The sequence below is a fragment of the Pseudothauera lacus genome (genome assembly GCF_003034845.1).
Classification (GTDB): domain Bacteria; phylum Pseudomonadota; class Gammaproteobacteria; order Burkholderiales; family Rhodocyclaceae; genus Pseudothauera; species Pseudothauera lacus.
This window is the reverse complement of record NZ_PZKC01000001.1, coordinates 78,099-95,784: the sequence shown is the minus strand read 5'-3', so window position 1 is coordinate 95,784 and position 17,686 is coordinate 78,099. Positions and strand designations below refer to the sequence as shown.

The 17,686-nt window shown below is 67.1% G+C and carries 13 protein-coding genes; 4 read left to right on the top strand and 9 right to left on the bottom strand.

From position 1 onward, the window contains the following. Window positions 1-5: 5 nt before the first annotated feature. Both guaA and guaB read right to left on the bottom strand, forming a co-directional pair. Window positions 6-1,571 carry a glutamine-hydrolyzing GMP synthase gene (guaA, locus tag C8261_RS00435; RefSeq protein ID WP_107491685.1) on the bottom strand — a complete coding sequence of 522 codons (1,566 nt, stop codon included), beginning with the start codon at window positions 1,569-1,571 and terminating at the stop codon, window positions 6-8. 72 nt (window positions 1,572-1,643) lie between these two features. Beyond that, on the bottom strand, window positions 1,644-3,107 hold the full coding sequence (gene guaB / locus C8261_RS00430) for an IMP dehydrogenase (RefSeq protein ID WP_107491684.1): 1,464 nt from the start codon (window positions 3,105-3,107) through the stop codon (window positions 1,644-1,646). Between the two features lie 87 nt (window positions 3,108-3,194). On the opposite strand from guaB, the gene C8261_RS00425 reads away from it, so the two are divergent. Then, window positions 3,195-3,707 carry a DUF4124 domain-containing protein gene (locus tag C8261_RS00425; RefSeq protein ID WP_107491683.1) on the top strand — a complete coding sequence of 171 codons (513 nt, stop codon included), beginning with the start codon at window positions 3,195-3,197 and terminating at the stop codon, window positions 3,705-3,707. Window positions 3,708-3,767: 60 nt separating this feature from the next. On the opposite strand, the gene C8261_RS00420 is transcribed toward C8261_RS00425, so the two are convergent. Continuing rightward, the gene (locus tag C8261_RS00420) at window positions 3,768-4,091 is read right to left on the bottom strand and encodes an RnfH family protein (protein ID WP_107491682.1); all 324 of its coding nucleotides are present in this window, start codon (window positions 4,089-4,091) and stop codon (window positions 3,768-3,770) included. 2 nt (window positions 4,092-4,093) lie between these two features. Then, complete coding sequence (locus C8261_RS00415; protein ID WP_107491681.1) at window positions 4,094-4,531, bottom strand: type II toxin-antitoxin system RatA family toxin; 438 nt, start codon at window positions 4,529-4,531, stop codon at window positions 4,094-4,096. A 104-nt stretch (window positions 4,532-4,635) separates the two neighbouring features. On the opposite strand from C8261_RS00415, the gene smpB reads away from it, so the two are divergent. Continuing rightward, the gene (gene smpB / locus C8261_RS00410) at window positions 4,636-5,082 is read left to right on the top strand and encodes an SsrA-binding protein SmpB (RefSeq protein WP_107491680.1); all 447 of its coding nucleotides are present in this window, start codon (window positions 4,636-4,638) and stop codon (window positions 5,080-5,082) included. 69 nt (window positions 5,083-5,151) lie between these two features. Here smpB and C8261_RS00405 read toward each other — a convergent pair whose 3' ends face one another. The 4 genes from C8261_RS00405 to C8261_RS00390 all read right to left on the bottom strand — a co-directional run bounded on the left by C8261_RS00405 (window position 5,152) and on the right by C8261_RS00390 (window position 11,334). Next, window positions 5,152-6,711 (bottom strand): protein adenylyltransferase SelO, encoded by a 1,560-nt coding sequence (locus C8261_RS00405; RefSeq protein WP_107491679.1) that lies wholly within the window; start codon window positions 6,709-6,711, stop codon window positions 5,152-5,154. A gap of 63 nt (window positions 6,712-6,774) precedes the next feature. Then, the gene (locus C8261_RS00400; RefSeq protein WP_107491678.1) at window positions 6,775-8,187 is read right to left on the bottom strand and encodes an ABC transporter permease; all 1,413 of its coding nucleotides are present in this window, start codon (window positions 8,185-8,187) and stop codon (window positions 6,775-6,777) included. A 4-nt stretch (window positions 8,188-8,191) separates the two neighbouring features. Next, complete coding sequence (locus C8261_RS00395) at window positions 8,192-9,169, bottom strand: ABC transporter permease (protein WP_107491677.1); 978 nt, start codon at window positions 9,167-9,169, stop codon at window positions 8,192-8,194. Next, on the bottom strand, window positions 9,169-11,334 hold the full coding sequence (locus C8261_RS00390) for an ABC transporter substrate-binding protein (protein WP_107491676.1): 2,166 nt from the start codon (window positions 11,332-11,334) through the stop codon (window positions 9,169-9,171). The genes C8261_RS00395 and C8261_RS00390 overlap by 1 nt, the downstream gene beginning before the upstream one ends. A 120-nt stretch (window positions 11,335-11,454) precedes the next feature. Here C8261_RS00390 and fabI point away from each other — a divergent pair, with 120 nt between their 5' ends. Continuing rightward, window positions 11,455-12,246, top strand: coding sequence for an enoyl-ACP reductase FabI (gene fabI / locus C8261_RS00385; protein ID WP_107491675.1), 792 nt, complete (start codon window positions 11,455-11,457; stop codon window positions 12,244-12,246). A 73-nt stretch (window positions 12,247-12,319) separates the two neighbouring features. On the opposite strand, the gene C8261_RS00380 is transcribed toward fabI, so the two are convergent. Further along, window positions 12,320-14,209 (bottom strand): SurA N-terminal domain-containing protein, encoded by a 1,890-nt coding sequence (locus tag C8261_RS00380; protein ID WP_107491674.1) that lies wholly within the window; start codon window positions 14,207-14,209, stop codon window positions 12,320-12,322. A 128-nt stretch (window positions 14,210-14,337) separates the two neighbouring features. On the opposite strand from C8261_RS00380, the gene C8261_RS00375 reads away from it, so the two are divergent. After that, complete coding sequence (locus C8261_RS00375; protein ID WP_107491673.1) at window positions 14,338-17,625, top strand: EAL domain-containing protein; 3,288 nt, start codon at window positions 14,338-14,340, stop codon at window positions 17,623-17,625. Window positions 17,626-17,686 lie beyond the last annotated feature (61 nt).

Here is a 17,686-nt window from a genome sequence, read left to right as displayed (position 1 = left end):
CCGACTCACTCCCACTCGATGGTCGCCGGCGGCTTGCCGGAGATGTCGTATACCACCCGGTTGATGCCGCGCACCTCGTTGATGATGCGGTTGCTGACCTTGCCGAGCAGGCTGTGCGGCAGTTCCGCCCAGTGCGCGGTCATGAAATCCTGCGTCTGCACGGCGCGCAGCGCGACGACGTATTCGTAGGTGCGGCCGTCGCCCATCACGCCGACGCTCTTCACCGGCAGGAAGACGGCGAAGGCCTGGCTGGTCTTGTCGTACCAGTCGGCGGCGCGCAGTTCGTCGATGAAGATGGCGTCGGCGCGGCGCAGCAGGTCGGCGTACTCCTGCTTCACTTCGCCGAGGATGCGCACCCCCAGGCCGGGACCGGGGAAGGGATGGCGGTACACCATGTCGTGCGGCAGGCCGAGGGCCACGCCGAGTTCGCGCACTTCGTCCTTGAACAGCTCGCGCAGCGGTTCGAGCAGCTTCAGGCCGAGGGTCTCCGGCAGGCCGCCGACGTTGTGGTGGCTCTTGATGGTGTGGGCCTTCTTGTTCTTGGCGCCACCGGACTCGATCACGTCGGGGTAGATGGTGCCTTGCGCCAGCCACTTCGCACGGGGCAGCTTTGCGGCCTCGGCCTGGAAGACCTCGACGAACTCACGGCCGATGATTTTGCGCTTCTGCTCGGGGTCGGTAACGCCCTTGAGGTGACCCATGAACTGCTCGGTGGCATCGACGTGGACGACCTTCGCATGCAGACGGCCGGCGAACATCTCCATCACCATCCTGCCTTCATTGAGGCGCAGCAGGCCGTGGTCGACAAACACGCAGGTGAGCTGATCGCCGATGGCACGGTGAATCAGCGCGGCGGCCACCGAGGAGTCGACGCCACCGGAGAGCCCGAGGATGACCTCCTCGTCGCCGACCTGCTCGCGGATCCGTTGCACGGCCTCGGCGATGTAGTCGGGCATGTTCCAGTCGTGCCCGCAGCCGCAGATCTCATGCACGAAGCGCGCGATCATCTCGCGCCCCTTGATGGTGTGGGTGACCTCGGGGTGGAACTGCACGCCGTAGAACCCGCGTGCTTCATCGGCCATCGCGGCGATCGGGGTAGCCTCATTGCTGCCGATGACCTTGAAGCCTGGCGGCAGTTCGGTGACCTTGTCACCGTGGCTCATCCACACTTCCAGCAGGCCGTGGCCTTCTTCATTGCTGCGATCCTCGATGCCGTCGAAGAGCCGGGAGTGGCCGCGGGCACGCATCTCCGCATAGCCGAACTCGCGCGTCGCGGAGCTCTCCACCTTGCCACCCAGCTGCGTGGCCATGGTCTGCATGCCGTAGCAGATGCCCAGCACGGGTACGCCGAGTTCGAACACGGCCTGAGGTGCGCGCCAGTCTTCGGCCTCGTAGACGGAGTTGGGACCACCGGAGAGGATGACCCCCTGGGCGCCGAAGTTGCGCACGAACTCGTCGGAAACGTCGTAGGGGTGCAGTTCGCAGTACACCTGCTGCTCGCGCACGCGACGGGCGATGAGCTGGGTGACCTGGGAGCCGAAATCAAGGATGAGGATTTTCTGATGAGCCATGGCGCGAGGGTCTCGAGCGTCAAAAAAGGAAAGGCGGCTTCTCAGCCGCCTGGAAATGACCGGATTGCCTGATCAGCTGATCTGGTAGTTGGGCGCTTCCTTGGTGATCTGCACATCGTGCACGTGCGACTCGCGCATGCCGGCCGAACTGATCTCGACGAACTGCGCCTTGGCGTGCAGGGTGGGGATGTCGATCGCCCCCAGGTAACCCATCGAAGCGCGCAGGCCGCCGGTGAGCTGGTGGATGACGGCAGTTACCGCGCCCTTGTAGGGCACGCGGCCTTCGATGCCTTCGGGGACAAGCTTGTCGATGTTGCCGGAATTCTCGTCCTGGAAGTAACGGTCGGCTGCGCCCTTCTGCATCGCCCCCAGCGAACCCATGCCGCGGTAGGACTTGTAGGAGCGCCCCTGAAAGAGCACGGTCTCGCCGGGCGCCTCTTCGGTGCCGGCAAACAGGCCGCCGAGCATCACGCAGTTGGCGCCGGCGGCAATGGCCTTGGCGATGTCGCCGGAGAAGCGGATGCCGCCATCGGCGATCATCGGCACACCGGAACCAGCCAGCGCACTGGAGACGTTCTCGATGGCGGTGATCTGCGGCACGCCGACGCCGGCAACGATGCGGGTGGTGCAGATCGACCCCGGACCGATGCCCACCTTGACGCCATCGGCACCGACGTCGACGAGGGCGCGGGCCGCTTCGGCAGTGGCGATGTTGCCGCCAACCACCTCGATCTGCGGGAAGCGCTTCTTCACCCAGCTGACGCGGTCGAGCACGCCCTGCGAGTGTCCGTGGGCGGTATCGACGACGATCATGTCCACGCCGGCCTCGGCAAGCAGTTCGGCACGCTCCTCGGTGCCCTCGCCCACGCCGATCGCCGCGGCCACGCGCAGGCGGCCGTGTTCATCCTTGGCGGCGAGCGGGTGCTCGGTGGACTTCATCATGTCCTTGACGGTGATCAGGCCGCACAGCTCACCGGCATCGTTGAGCACCAGCACCCGTTCGAGGCGATGCACGCGCAGCAGCTCGCGTGCCTCATCGAGGCTGGCCCCTTCACGCACCGTGACCAGGCGCTCCTGCGGCGTCATGATCTCGCTCACGAGCTGGTCGAGATTGGTCTCGAAGCGGGTGTCGCGGTTGGTGACGATGCCCACCACCCTGCCGGCATTGACCACCGGCACGCCGGAGAAGCGGTGCTGGCGCTGCAGGGCGATGACCTCACCGACGGTCATCGTCGGTGGAATGGTGATGGGATCCTTGAGGATGCCGGACTCGTGGCGCTTGACCTTGTGCACCTCGGCAGCCTGCTCGCGGGCGCTGAGGTTCTTGTGCACCACGCCGATACCGCCCTCCTGGGCCAGGGCAATGGCCAGGCGGCTCTCGGTGACGGTATCCATGGCCGCGGATACCAGTGGTATATTCAGGCTGATGCGGCGAGTCACCTGGCATTTCAGGCTCACGTCGCGCGGCAGCACCGTGGAGTGGGCGGGAACAAGAAGGACGTCATCGAAGGTCAGCGCCTTCTGAATCACTCGCATGGCTTCTATCCTTTCGACCAAATCCGTATTATACAGACCACCTCCCTGCCATGTAAGCAGCGCAATCACTACGGAGTTTCACGCACCATGGCCCAGCACCGCCCCCTCTTCCTGCGCAGCGCGACGCTGTTCGCCGCCCTTGCCGCCATCGCCCTCGCCCATCCTGCGGTGGCACAGATCTACAGCTGGAAGGACAAGGACGGCCGCGTGCATTACTCCGACACCCCGCCGGCAAGCGGCGACGTCAAGCTCATCGGCCCGGCGCGCCGCGCACCGCCCCCCGCCGCCGAAGGCGAAGACGGTGCCGCACCCGCAGCGCCGGAGGCGACACCGCAGCAGACCCTCGCCGAGCGCGAACTGGAATTCCGCCAGCGCCGCGCGGCAGCCGCCGAAGCGGCCGCCAAGGCGGCCGAAGAGCGCGAACGCGCCGAGCATCGCCAGCGCGTCTGCAGCGAATCGCGCGGCCAGCTCGCCGCCCTGCAGGGCGGCCAACGCATGGCGCGCTTCAACGAAGCGGGAGAGCGGGAGTTCCTCGACGACGCCGCCCGCAGCGCCGAAATCGAGCGCCTCCAGCAGTTCCTCAGCCGCGAGTGCAACTGAGCGGCGGCTGAACGGCCATCGTCCGGCCGATCCCGCCTGGCGGGCTTGCCGGAGCGGCGCTCAGCCTTCGTCGGCGCCGCCTCCGCCCTTCTTCATCACCTTGCCCTCGTCGGCGCGCTTCTTGCGCACTGCCTTGGGATCGGCGATCAGCGGACGGTAGATCTCCACCCGGTCACGATCACGCAGCACCGCGTCGGGCTTGGTCAGCTTGGCGTAGATGCCGAGCTTGTTGGCTCCGCCCGGATCGATCTCCGGATACTTGGCGAGCAGTCCGGAGGCCGCGATGGCCTCGCTCACCGTGGCGCCCGCCGCCAGACTGACGCGGATCAGCTCCTGACGGTGCGGCAGGGCGTAGCTCACTTCGACGTTGATGCGTTCACTCACGTTCAGCCCTTTGAATAAACCTGCGCAGCGCGCTTTACGAAGGAATCGACGAAGGTGTTGGCGATGTGGTTGAACACCGGCCCGAGCACCTTCTCCAGCAGGCGGCTGGAAAACTGGTAGTGCAGGCGGAACTCGACCTTGCAAGCGGTCTCGCCGAGTGCGGTGAAGCGCCAGCTGCCGTCCAGATGGGTGAAAGGTCCGTCTTTCAGGCGGATGAACATCTCGTTCGGCGCGCGCTTGTCGTTTTCGGTGCTGAAGTGCGCGCGGATGCCGTGGTAGTTGATGTGGATGGTCGCCGCAGTGAGGGTTTCGGTGCGCGCGTGCAGCTCGGTGCCGCCGCACCACGGCAGGAACAGCGGATAGTCCTCGCAGCGGTCGACCAGTTCGAACATCTGCGCGGGGGTGAACTCGATCAGCACGAGCTTGTTGACTTCGGCCATGGGGTAGCGGGTCGGGGACCTGAGCGTACTGCTAGAATGGCGGATTCTAACGCAAAGCCGGCGCCACCGATGGCGGGCGCGGCGACACGGCGACAGCAGCGCACATGAGCATCATCGACAATCGCAAGGCCTTCCACGATTACTTCATCGAGGAAAAGCACGAAGCCGGCATCGTCCTCGAAGGCTGGGAGGTGAAGGCCATCCGCGCCGGAAGGGCCAACATCAAGGAGTCCTATGTGGTCATCCGCGATGGTGAGATCTTCATCTTCGGCATGCACATCACCCCGCTCACCAGCGCCTCCACCCATGTGCGCACCGATCCCACGCGCACCCGCAAGCTGCTCCTTCACGCCCACGAGATCGACAAGCTGATCGGCAAGGTCGAGCGCGCCGGCTTCACCCTGGTGCCGCTCGACCTGCACTACAGCAAGGGCCGGGTGAAGGCCACCATCGGCCTGGCGAAGGGCAAGAAGCAGTACGACAAGCGTGAGGACGACAAGAAGCGCGACTGGGAACGCGAGAAGCAGCGCCTGATGCGCGTCAAGGCCTGAAGGCGCTTGTCAGGGAGGCGTCGCGAACGGGCGCACGACCGCTTGCCGCGCCAGCCCTGAGTGCGGCGCTCAAGAGCTGCACGACAGCATCGAACAGCCGGCCTTGCGCCGCGCCCAGTCCGGACGCCGGGCGGCAAAGGCCTCGCGACCGGGCTGCACCTCATAGGGTCGGCGCAGCACTTCCAGGGTTTGTTCGATGACACTGGTGTCGCCCTGCTCGGCAGCGTCAATGGCCTGCTGGGCGAGATAGTTGCGCAGCACGTAGCATGGATTGGCGGCATTCATCTGCGCCCGCCGCTGCCCGGCCGGGCGCCCCTCCTGACGCAGGCGGGCGGCGTAGGTGTCGAGCCAGGCCTGCAGCGCCTCGCCATGCGCGGCACGGCCCGTAGCGCTGTAGAAGGCCCCCTCGAAGGGTGCCAGCGTGGGAGCCTCGACGTCGATGTCGGCGAGCGCACGGAAGAACAGGGTCATGTCGATCTCGGCGCGCGCCAGCAGACGGTGCAGGACGTCGAGCTCTTCAAGCTCGGCGTCTCCCAGCGCCACCAGCCCGAGCTTGTCGGCCTGCATGCGCCGGCTGTCGCGGTCATAGGCCGCGACGTAGCGTTCCAGGCCGTCCTGCAACGGGCCTTGATCGCGGAACAGCGGGTACAGCGCATTGGCCAACTGCAGCAGGTTCCAGTGCGCAATCCGCGGCTGGTGGCCGAAACGGTAGCGCCGCCCTTCGGCATCGGTGGTATTGGGCGTCCACCCGGGGTCGAAGTTGTCCACCCAGCCATAGGGGCCGTAATCGATGGTGAGCCCGAGGATGGACATGTTGTCGGTGTTCATCACGCCATGCACGAAACCCACCCGCATCCAGTGCGCCATCAGCGTCGCGGTACGCTCGCAGACCTCGGCGAACCAGGCGCTGCGACGCTCGCCGGGGCTACCCTCGAGCCACGGGAAGTCCCGCGCGATGGTGAAGTCAACCAGCTTTTCGAGGACGCTGAGCTCGCCGCGCGCGGCGAAGATCTCGAAATTGCCGAAGCGGATGAAGGACGGCGCCACCCGGCACACCACCGCACCCGGTTCGAGACGGGGGTTGCCGTCGTAGAACATGTCGCGCAGCACCCCCTCGCCGGTGGCCACCAGCGACAACGCCCGCGTGGTGGGCACGCCGAGGTGATGCATGGCCTCGCTGCAGAGGAACTCGCGCACCGAGGAGCGCAACACCGCGCGACCGTCGGCACGGCGCGAGTACGGCGTCGGCCCGGCCCCCTTGAGCTGGACCTCGAAGCGCTCGCCGCGTGCATTGACGATCTCGCCAAGATTGATGGCCCGCCCGTCGCCGAGCTGGCCAGCCCAGTTGCCGAACTGATGACCGCCATAACAGGCTGCGTGGGGCGACATTCCGTCCAGCATGCGGTTGCCGCCGAAGACCTCGGCAAAGCGCGGATCGGCGATGTCGGCTTCGCCCAGATCGAGCATCTGTGCCACCTCGCGCGACCACGCCAGCAGCGCGGGAGCGGCAACCGGCGTAGGCCGGACCCGTGAGTAACAGGCTCCATGCACCTGGCGCACACCCGCAGCGTCGAGCGGGTCAGCCGGCAGTTCACGGACGAAACGGTTGTCGAAGCGCAGGTGGTCCATCGGTCGGGGGGAACGTCCTGATCATTGTTGTGGTACTGAGAGCCGCAACAGCCGCCGCAAGTTTCAACGGCGCGGGTCGAAGGCGTCACGCACGGCGTCGGCGAACAGGTTGGCGGCCAGCACCAGCACGAACATGAAGCAGAACGCCGCGACCAGCGACCACCACACCATCGGCTCGCGGGCCAGTTCGGCGCGCGCCATGTTGATCATGGTGCCGAAGCTGATCATGGTCGGATCCACCCCGATGCCGATGTAGGACAGCACCGCCTCGGCCAGCACCAGGCCAGAGAAATCCATCACCAGCGCGATCAGCACGATGTGCATGACGTTGGGCAGCACGTGGCGGCGCAGGATGGCCGGGGTGCGCACACCGAAGGCGCGCGCGGCCTGCACGTATTCGAGTTCGCGCAGCTTCAGCGTTTCGCCGCGCAGCAGGCGGCACAGGCCGGTCCAGCTGGTGATCCCGAGGATCAGGCAGAGCGCCAGCAGGCGCGCGTCGGCGCGCTCGGCGGCGGTGGCGAACCACTGCGGATGGGTGTCGATGATGACCTGCATCATCAGCACCGCGGCGGCGATCAGCAGCACGCCGGGGATGGCGTTGAGCACGGTGTAGAGGTACTGGATCACGTCATCCACCCAGCCGCCCAGGTAACCCGCCATCACCCCCAGGGTGACCGCGAAGGGCAGCATCACCAGGGTGGTCAGGGTGCCGATCACCAGCGCGGTGCGCACGCTCTTCAGCGCCAGGTAGAAGACGTCCTGCCCGACCTTGTCGGTGCCGAAGATGTGGTACCAGGGCGCCAGCGCCGCGGCGACCGAGGCCAGCAGCAGGATCGCGCCCAGGGTGAGCAGCACCGCGCGCCAGGCGATCGCCGTCTCGCCGCGCGCCAGCCGGCGCAGGCCCTGCGCAAAGCCGACCCCGGCGCGGCGCGCCACCCCGGCGGCCACCAGCGCCACCGGCAGCAGCCACAGCAGCACCGCCAGCATGGCACCGCCCGCCGCCTTGCGGGCAATGTCCGCGGCGCGCTCGGCGGCCGGATCGGCCAGGTGGGCCGCGCCATGCAGCAGGCGAGGATGGATGCGGGCCTGACCGCCTTCGGGCAGTTCCACCGTCTCGCGCACGTAGAGGCGGTCGGCAAAGGGCGCTGAATAGGTCTTCTCGTTGCGCGTGCGCAGCTTGGCGAGCAGCACGTCGAGCGCGGAGAGCACTTCGGAGGAATATACCGGCGCGGCATCGGCGGGGGCGCCCTCGACCGCCGGCAGCTGCGGACGGAAATGCAGGCTGTCCACCACCCCGACCAGCAGGAAGGTGAGCAACACGGTGGCCGCGGCCATGCCGGTGGGACGCCGGCCGACCTTGCGCCAGGCGGCACGCAGCGGCTCGTTGCGCCGCACGTGCAGCACGGTGGCCAGCGCCACCAGCAGCAGGGCGAAGAACAGCAGGTCGGTCCACAGCAACACCGGCTGGAAGTTCATCGCCCTACTCCAGCCGTACCCTGGGATCGACCAGGGTGTAGGAGATGTCGGTGAGGATCAGGCCGACGATGTAGAGCACCGAACCGATGAACACCATGGCGCGCACCACGGCGAAGTCCTGCGCGTTGATGGCGTCGATGGTGTAGCTGCCCAGGCCGGGAATGCCGAAGAAGGACTCCACCAGCAGGCTGCCCATGAACAGCAGCGGGATCACCACCACCACCCCGGTGAGGATGGGGATCATGGCGTTCTTGAGCACATGGCGGAACAGCACGGCGAGCTCCGACAGGCCCTTGGCGCGCGCGGTGCGCACGTAGTCGCGCGAGATTTCCTCGAGGAAGATGGTGCGGTACCAGCGCACGCTGGAACCCACCCCGGCGAGCACGCTGATCAGCACCGGCAGCACCAGGAAGCGCGCCGCGTCGAGCCCCGGCGCGTAGCCGGAGATCGGCACCAGCGCCCACACCTTGGATACCAGCCACTGCCCGCCGATGATGTAGAACAGGCTGGAGATGGACATCATCGCCACGCAGATCACCACCCCCCAGAAGTCCAGGTAGGTGGCGCGGAAGAACACCAGCAGCAGGGCGAAGGAGACCGACACGAGGAGCCCGAGCAGAAAGGTCGGCAGCGCAATCGCCAGCGACGGCCCCATGCGGTCGCGGATCTCGCGGCCGATGTCGCGGCCGTCGTCGGCGCGGCCGAAGTCGAAGGCGAACATGCGCAGCGACTTGTCGAAGAAGACGGTCTCGGTGAGCCGCCCTGCCCCGTCGGCCTGGGCGTTCCAGAAGGTCGGCTTGTCGTAGCCGCGTTCGGCCTTCCAACGCTCGATGCCCTCCGCACTGGCGTGGCGCGCGCCCAGGTGCATGCGCGCCATGTCGTCGGGCGAATTGACCACGAAGAACAGCACGAAGGTGAGCAGGTTCACGCCGATCAGGATGGGTACGGCATAGATCAGGCGGCGGAGGACGTAGGCGAACATCAGCGCCCTCCTGCCGCGGTGGCGCGCTCATGACGACGCCAGTGCGCCACGGCAGGCGCCACCATGGCAAAGAACAGCACCGCGACCAGCACCAGCGGCCACAGCACCGGGCGATTCCATTCCGCGCGCGCGGCTTCGCGCGCAGCGGTATCGACACGCTGGTACTTCAGCGTGCCACGCACGATGTTGCCGGGCTTGCGGTTGTACACCCAGCCGTGCTGCAGGGAGTAGGACTTGGGGTGGAAACCGAACAGCCAGGGGGCATCGTGCTGGGCAATGGCCACCATGCGGTCGATGATGGCCTGACGCTCGGGGCCGTCAGGCATGGCCTTCATCTTGCCGAACAGGCGGTCGTATTCGTCGTTCTGGTAGTTGGCAGCGTTCTGCCCGGAGAACTTCACCTTGCCCTGTGAGCCGTGAAGCAGGAAGAGCAGGTTCTCGGGATCGGGGTAGTCGGCGTTCCAGCCCAGGAAGAAGAGTTGCGCATTGCCGTTGCGCAGCTTCTCCTGAAAACGGTTCCAGTCGGTGGCACGCACCACGAACTGCACGCCGAGCTCGCGGAACTGCTTGGCCAGCCAGTCCGAGCGCGCCTTGTCACCCAGCCCGCCAGGGGTGGTGTCGAGGTTGATGATCAGCGCTTCGCCGGTCTGCGCATTGCGCCCGTTGGGCCACCCGGCCTCGGCCAGCAGACGGCGTGCGACGTCCTTGCCGCGCCGCACTGCTTCGCCGTTGCGCCATTCGAAGACGACCGGATTGATGCCCGCCTCGCCCTCGCGGGCGCCAAAGATGCCCGGCGGAATCGGATGCATCGCCGGCACGCCGCGCCCGTTGAGGAAGATCGACACGAACTCCTCCATGTCGAGCGCAATCGAGATCGCCTGGCGCAACTTGCGCGCGCGCTCCGCGCCCTCCGGGGTGCCGTCGCCGCCGACCAGCGGGTCGAGCATGTTGAAGCCCATGTAGAAGATCGATGGCGACACCGCGGTGATCAGGCGGATGCCGCGCGCAGCCATGTCGTCGGAGAGGGTCACCTCGCCCTGGCTGGTCAGGCTCACCGCCTGGTCGAAGTTGTCCGAGGATACCCCGGAGGCATCGTAGTAGCCCTGCAGGAACTTGTTCCAGTACGGGATGCCCTCCCGCTCGCGGGTAAACACCACGCGGTCGATGAAAGGCAGCGGCCTGCCGCAGTCGGCCAGCAGGCCGGCGGCATGATCGTCCGCTTCGCCCTCGCAGGGGTAGGTGTCGCCGCGGTAGTTGGGATTCCGCGCCAGCACCATGCGGGCGTTGGGATTGTTCTCCACCAGCATGTAAGGCCCGGTGCCCACCGGCCACCAGTCCAGGGTGAGGTTGCGCTCGGCCATCCCGGGCTGACCGAAGAAGCGGTCCACCTCGGGTGGCACCGGCGAGAAGAAGGGCATGGTCAGCCAGTAGATGAACTGCGGGTAGCTGCCCTGCAGGGTGATGCGCCAGGTGCGCTCATCGACCACCTCCACGCCGGGCAGCTCGAAGCGGGTGAGATCGAGCCAGCCGGGGTTGTCACGGGCCGCTTCGGCGAGCTCGCCCTGCAGGGTCTTGAGACCCGGGAGATACTGGGCGATGAGCTCGAAGATCGGCGAATGCAGGCGGGGATGCGCCAGACGCTTGATCTGGTGGACGAAATCGGCGGCCTGAAGCTCGCGACTGCCGGTTTCGGCGAAGTCGCCAAGGCCGCGCACTCCGCGCAGCGCGTCGGCCTGCAGGTCCATATAGCGCGGCGTGCCATCGGCACTGCGGGCGAAAGCCGGATGCGGCTGGTAGCGGATACCCGGCAGCACGCTCAGTTCATAGACGCTTGTAGCCACCTGTGCTGCATCGGCATCCGGTGGCAGCAGGCGCCCTTCGGCGTCGTAGAGGCGGATGACCGGCATCGCCGCCGAGCCCGGGCGCAGCACGTAGGGGCGCTTGAGGTAGTGGTATTCGAGCGGCGGCTCGACGATCTGGTACAGAAAGGTGGCCTCGTCCTCGCTGTAGGACTGCACCGGGTCGAGGTGTTTGGGGCGCTCGGTGAAGGCGGTATACAGGATGTTCTGCCCGCTCTCGACGGCCGGATAGGGGTCGTTCCACGCCCCGCTGCAGGCGGACAGGAGAAGGACGGCGGGAAGAAGCGCGGCCAGGCTGCGGATCATGAGGCAGGATTCTATCCCGCCTTGCCGGCGGCGATGCGCCTGCGTGCGCCACACGGAGGCATTTCCCTGCTCGCGCATCGGCTATAATCGCGCGCTTGAACCAACGGAGAACATCGAACAATGGGCTTTCTTGCTGGCAAGCGCATTCTGATCACCGGGCTGCTGAGCAATCGTTCGATTGCCTACGGCATTGCCAAGGCCATGCACCGTGAAGGCGCGGAGCTGGCCTTCACCTACCAGAACGAGCGCTTTGAAGAGCGTGTCGCCAAGATGGCGGCCGATTTCGGCTCTACCCTGATCATGCCCTGCGACGTCCAGAACGACGAGGAGATCGCCGCCCTCTTCGCCCGTCTCGGCGAACACTGGGACGGTCTCGACGGCCTCGTACACTCCATCGCCTACGCACCCACCGACGCCCTCGAAGGCGATTTCCTCGACGGCTTCTCGCGCGAGGCCTTCCGCGTCTCGCAGGAAGTGTCGGCGTACAGCTTTCCGGCACTGGCCAAGGCCGCCCGCCCGCTGATGAAGGGTCGCAACGGCGCGCTGCTGACCCTCTCCTACCTGGGTGCGGTGCGCACCATGCCGAACTACAACATCATGGGTCTGGCAAAGGCCAGCCTGGAGGCCTCGGTGCGCTATCTGGCGGCCTGCATGGGTCCCGAAGGCACGCGCGTGAACGCCATCTCGGCCGGCCCGATCAAGACTCTGGCGGCCTCCGGCATCGGCAGCTTCGGCAAGCTGCTGTCCTTCAACGAACGCAATGCCCCGCTGCGTCGCAACGTCACCATCGAGGAAGTCGGCAACGCTGCCGCCTTCATGTGCTCCGATCTGGCCAGCGGCATCACCGGCGAGATCATGTACGTCGACGGCGGCTTCAACACCACCGCCCTGGGCAATCCCGACCAGGGCTGAACGCCCGGGCGGTGATGGCACAACAAAAAACCCGGCGCTGCCGGGTTTTTTGTTGTCCGCGCGCCGCGCTGCCTTACTGCTGCTGCGGGCGGATCGCCGCTTCGCGCACGCTGACCTTGTAGCGTTCGCGCAAGGCGCTGATGAAGGCGCTGAAGTCGCGCTCGCCGAGCAGTTGACCGTACTGCCCGGTCATCGCCGCCAGACGGGGATCGTCGCCGGCCAGCTCGGGGCGCCGCACCGCCTCGATGCGGTACACCGCATAGCCTTCGCCGCCCATGCTGACACCGGCATAGGCCGGCAGCGTGGCGGTCGAAGCCGAGAACACCGCCTGCATGGCCTCCGGAGCCAGCAGGGGCGCACCGCGCTGCACGGTGGCAGCGTCGCTCCAGCGCCCATCGACGCTCTCGCCACGCTGCAGCGCGGCAAGAGCCGCCTCGCCTGCGGCAACGGCCCTGGTGGCCGCTTCGCGCAGACGCAGCTCGTTCTCGATGCCGGCCTTAACCTCCTCAAAGGGGCGCCGCTGTGCAGCCTGGTGTTCAAGCACGCGGGCCGCCACCAGGGTGTTGTTACCCACATCCTCGGCATCGACGTTGCGCCCTTCGGTCAGTGCATCGTGGCCGAACAGCGCATCGACCAGTCCTTCGTTGCGGTGCGGGCCAATGGCCGCGCTGCCACGCGGAATCCAGTCACTGACCTGGATCTGCAGGCCGAACTGCTCGGCGGCCGGCGCCAGGCTGTCGGCCTGTTCGTAAACGGTGTTGGCAAACTGCTCGGCAAGCTCGGCAAAACGCTGCCCGCCGGTGCGGCTCTTCAGCTCCGCCGCAAGTTCGTCACGCACCTCCTCGAAGGGGCGCAGCGCCGCGGCGCGGATTTCGGTGACCTCGATGACGTGGAAGCCGTAGTCGGACTGCACCGGCTCCGCCACCAGACCGGGCTGAGCGCCGAACACGGCTTCCTCGAAGGGCTGCACCATCACACCACGGGCGAAGAAGCCGAGATCGCCGCCACGCGCTGCGGAGCCCGGATCGGCAGAGCGCTCGCGCGCCAGTGCCGCAAAGGCGGTCGGCTCGGCACGCAGGCGCTCGATCAGCGCCACCGCCTCGGCACGCACCGCTTCGGTGTCGGCGGCATCGCTCACTTCGAGCAGGATGTGACGCGCACGACGCTCTTCGGGCACGCCAAAGCGCTCCGCGCTGGCCTCGTAGAAGGCGCGCACTTCGGCTTCGGAAACGTTGACGCCGGCAAGCACGGCGGCCTGATCGAAGACCACGTATTCGGCGCGCACCCGCGCGGGCAGCTCGAAGCGCTGGGTATTGGCGTCGTAGAACGCCTGCGCGGCACCTTCGTCGAGACTCACTCCGGCAACATGGTCGGCGGCGGAGAAGGCCAGCTCGCGCACCTCGCGCTCTTCAAGCTGGGCAAGGAGGAAGCGGCGCGCCGACTCTTCGGCGGCAAAAGCCCCTTCACCCACGGCCAGCGCCAGTTGCTGGATACGGATATCCTGGCTGAGACGGGCTTCGAAACCGGCCGGGCTCATGCCCTGGGCGCGCAGCAGGGCCTCGTAGCGCTCCATGGAAAAACGCCCGTTGTCCTGGAAGGCAGGCACTTCGGCGATGGTCTCCGCCAGTTGCTGCTGGGTGACAACGAGACGGTTTTCCGCCGCATACAGGGCCAGCAGACGCTGATTGACAAGGTTTTCGATCACCGCGCGGCGCAGTTCGAGCGAATCGAGCATCGCGCGATCGACCTGAGCACCCATGGCTTCGCGCAGACGGGTCTGCTGCTCGCGCAGAGCGTCCTCGAACTCCACCGCGTAGATCTTCGAATCGCCCACGGTGGCCACTTCGTTGCCCGCGGGACCGTCGGTGAAATAGGCGTCCATGCCGAAGAAGGCAAAGGGTACGATCAGGATGGCCAGAACGACCTGGGCAAAGCGTTTGTTGCTGCGGACTGCCTCGAACATCTCGATTCCCGTATAAACCGTGAAAGTTGCCCGCGACCGGAAACGCCGCACGGCATAAAGTGGCGGATTATCGCATCCCCGCGCATGCGAGGCCAGCAGCACGGCCTGCAACGCTTTCGGAACACTGGATGAGCTCGACCCTGCGTCTCCTTGCACTGATTGCCGTGGCCTACGCCCTGACCGGCTGGCTGGCACTGCACTTCGCCGTCCCGCCCGGTTACGCGGCACCCATCTTTCCGCCGGCCGGCATCGCGCTCGGCGCCGCCATCATCTACGGCCCCCGCGTGTTTCCGGCCGTCGTCCTCGGCTCGGTAGCCGTACAGGCTTTCGCTGCCTGGCAAACCGGCCACCAGCCCTTCAGCCACTGGGCGCCACTGGCGATCGCACTCTTTGCCGGAGTGCAAGCACTCTGGGGCGCCTGGCTGGCACAGCGTCTGGTGGGCTTTCCCAATGCGCTCGACACCCCGGCGTCGGTGCTGCGCCTGATCGCCATCGTCGCCCCCCTCGGCTGCCTGCCCGCGGCCAGCATGGCCATTCCCGTGCTGTTGCAAGCGGGCTTCGTGCCGCCGGGCGATGGGCTGTTCAACTGGTGGAACTGGTGGGTGGGCGACACCCTTGGCGCCGTCATCGCGCTGCCTCTGATGTTCGTCCTGCTTGGTCAGCCGCGCGAGGACTGGCGTGAGCGCAAGTTCGGCGTCGGGCTGCCGATGGCGCTGGCCATCCTGCTGGTAGCCAGCGCCCTGTTGCAGGTGCGCAACTGGGAGGCGCAACGTATCGAGGCCCAGTTCGACCGCGACAGCGAACATCTTTCCAGCCTGATCCGCAAACGCCTCGACGCCCAGATCGACATGACCCTCGCCGTGCAGCACTTCATGGCGGTCGCCACCGACATCGACCGGCAGAAGTTCCGCGCCTTCGTCAGTCCATGGCTGCAACGCTACCCGGGCACGCAGAACTTCGGCTGGAGTCCGCTCGTCCGGGAGGAGATGCGGCAGGGTTTCGAGCGCGCCGTGCGGGGGCAGCACGGCGACGATTACCGCATCCTCGACCGCGACACCAGCGGACGCACCTTTCCCGCTGCGCTGGCCGCGGAGTACCTGCCGATCACCCTCGTCGAACCTTTCTCGCGCAACCGCGCGGCGTATGGCCTCAACCCGCTGTCCTTGCCGGCCACGGCGAGCGCCATCGAGCGCAGCCGCGCCACCGGCATGGCAGTGGTCACCGAGGGCTTCCGCCTGGTCCAGGAAGATGGCAGCCAGCGCGGCGTAGTGGTCTATCAGGCCGTTTTCGAAGGCGGCGCGGCGGACCGCCAAGGCCCTCTGAAGGGCGTGGTCTCGGCAGTCTTCCGGATGGACGACACCCTCGACGCGATCATCGGTCCGACTCACAGCGAAGGAATCGAGCTCTGCCTGATCGACACCGAAGCGGCACTGGCCAACCGCCGCCTCTACGGCCCGGAGGGCTGCGAGCGTCGCGACTGGCTGCCACCCCACGGCGCGCATACCGCCGCCCTGCGATTTGCCGAACGCAACTGGGAAATCCGCCTGCGTGCCACCAGTGCCTACACCCATGCCCAACGCAGCTGGGCGGCATGGGCAACGATCGTCTTCGGACTGGCCACCGTAGGCATGCTGGGCGGCTTCCTGCTCATCGCCAGCGGCCACACCCGGCGCATCTCGCTACTGGTCGCGCGCCGCACAGCCGAGCTTGCGACCCTTACCAAACGCCTGGATGCACAGGGCCAGGCACTCAACCGCGCCCAGCGCATCGCCCGCCTGGGAAGCTGGGAATGCAACGCCGACGGCAGCGCGCTGCACTGTTCGGACGAACTGCAGAAGCTGCTCGGCCTGCCCCGGGCAGCGACCCGCGCACTGCGCGACCTCTATCCCTTCATCCACGAGGATGACCGCGAGGCGCTGCGCGAGGCCATCAACGCAGTCCTCTTCCGCCCCCAGGAGCGCGCGCTCGACTGCCGCAGTGCCGCCAACCCGGGGCTGATCACACGCTTCCAGATCGAGAGCGAATGGCTCGACGGCCGCCCCCACCGCCTGCGCGGCACGGTGCAGGACGTCACCGCCTCGCGCAAGGCCGAAGCCCACATCCAGTACCTCGCCCACTATGACGCCCTCACCGGCCTGCCCAACCGCAGCCTGTGGCTCAGCCACGCCCGCGCCGCAGTGCAGGGAGCCGAGCGCCACGGGCACAGCGCGGCAGTGCTGTTCCTCGATCTCGACAAGTTCAAGACCATCAACGATTCGCTCGGCCATCCAGTTGGCGACCGCCTGCTCGCCATCGTCGCCGGCCGTCTGGCCGCCTGCCTGCGCGACGACGACATCCTCGCCCGTCTCGGCGGCGACGAGTTCGTCGCCCTGCTGCCGCGCCTCGAGCACCCCGAGGACGCCGCCGTGGTGGCACGCAAGATGATCGCCGCGCTGTCCGCACCGGTGAGTGTCGAGGGCCATGAACTGAGCCCCACGGTAAGCATCGGCATCGCCCTCTGTCCGGCCGACGGACGCGACGTCGACACCCTGCTCAAGCACGCCGACACCGCCATGTATGGCGCCAAGGAGGCCGGACGCAACGGCTTCCAGTTCTTCGTCGCCGACATGAACGTACGCGCCTTCGAACGCCTGATGCTGGAGAACGCCCTGCGCCGGGCCATCGAGCAGGACGAACTGAGCCTGCATTACCAGCCGCAGATCCGCGTTGCCGACGGCCAGGTGTGCGGTTGCGAGGCGCTGGTGCGCTGGCAGCACCCGGAGATGGGGATGATCATGCCGGCACAGTTCATCCCCGTCGCCGAAGACTCCGGCCTCATCGTCGCCCTTGGCGACTGGGTGCTCGAACAGGCCTGCCGGCAGCAGGCCCTGTGCGCACGCGCCGGCCGGCTGCTGACCATCGCGGTCAACATCTCCGCGCTGCAGTTCCGCCGTGCCGATTTCGTCGACCGCGTCGCCGACATTCTCGCGCGCACCGGAGCCAACCCGCGCCTGATCGAACTGGAAATCACCGAAAGCGCGCTGATGCAGCCCTCCGACGCCCTGCACGAGCGTCTGCAGCGCCTGGGGGGACTCGGCCTTGGCCTTGCCCTCGACGACTTCGGCACCGGCTACTCAAGCCTCGCCTACCTCAAACGCCTGCCGATCAGCCGCCTCAAGATCGACCGCTCCTTCGTGCGCGACCTGCCGGGCGACGCCGAAGACGTCGCCGTGGCCTCCGCCACCCTCTCGCTGGCCCGCGATCTTGGCCTTGAGGTCGTCGCCGAAGGCGTCGAGAACGCCGCCCAGCTTGAGTGGCTGAAGGCGCGCGACTGCCAGATCGTGCAGGGCTTCCTGTTTGCCCCGGCGCTGCCGGCGGCGGACTTCCTCGCCTGGCTGCAGGCATGCGGCGCGCAGCCAGCCGGCACAACGGACTGAGGCGCTTCGCCGGCAAGGCGGGAACGGGGCCACGAAACCCCTGCCGCAGAAAACAAAAAAC

Coding starts and splice junctions, on each gene's coding strand:
- C8261_RS00405 (WP_107491679.1), bottom strand. CDS start 6,711: ATGGACCACCTGCGCTTCGACAACCGTTTCGTCCGTGAACTGCCGGCT.
- guaB (WP_107491684.1), bottom strand. CDS start 3,107: ATGCGAGTGATTCAGAAGGCGCTGACCTTCGATGACGTCCTTCTTGTT.
- C8261_RS00375 (WP_107491673.1), top strand. CDS start 14,338: ATGAGCTCGACCCTGCGTCTCCTTGCACTGATTGCCGTGGCCTACGCC.
- C8261_RS00415 (WP_107491681.1), bottom strand. CDS start 4,531: ATGGCCGAAGTCAACAAGCTCGTGCTGATCGAGTTCACCCCCGCGCAG.
- C8261_RS00400 (WP_107491678.1), bottom strand. CDS start 8,187: ATGAACTTCCAGCCGGTGTTGCTGTGGACCGACCTGCTGTTCTTCGCC.
- C8261_RS00425 (WP_107491683.1), top strand. CDS start 3,195: ATGGCCCAGCACCGCCCCCTCTTCCTGCGCAGCGCGACGCTGTTCGCC.
- fabI (WP_107491675.1), top strand. CDS start 11,455: ATGGGCTTTCTTGCTGGCAAGCGCATTCTGATCACCGGGCTGCTGAGC.
- C8261_RS00395 (WP_107491677.1), bottom strand. CDS start 9,169: ATGTTCGCCTACGTCCTCCGCCGCCTGATCTATGCCGTACCCATCCTG.
- C8261_RS00390 (WP_107491676.1), bottom strand. CDS start 11,334: ATGATCCGCAGCCTGGCCGCGCTTCTTCCCGCCGTCCTTCTCCTGTCC.
- guaA (WP_107491685.1), bottom strand. CDS start 1,571: ATGGCTCATCAGAAAATCCTCATCCTTGATTTCGGCTCCCAGGTCACC.
- C8261_RS00380 (WP_107491674.1), bottom strand. CDS start 14,209: ATGTTCGAGGCAGTCCGCAGCAACAAACGCTTTGCCCAGGTCGTTCTG.
- smpB (WP_107491680.1), top strand. CDS start 4,636: ATGAGCATCATCGACAATCGCAAGGCCTTCCACGATTACTTCATCGAG.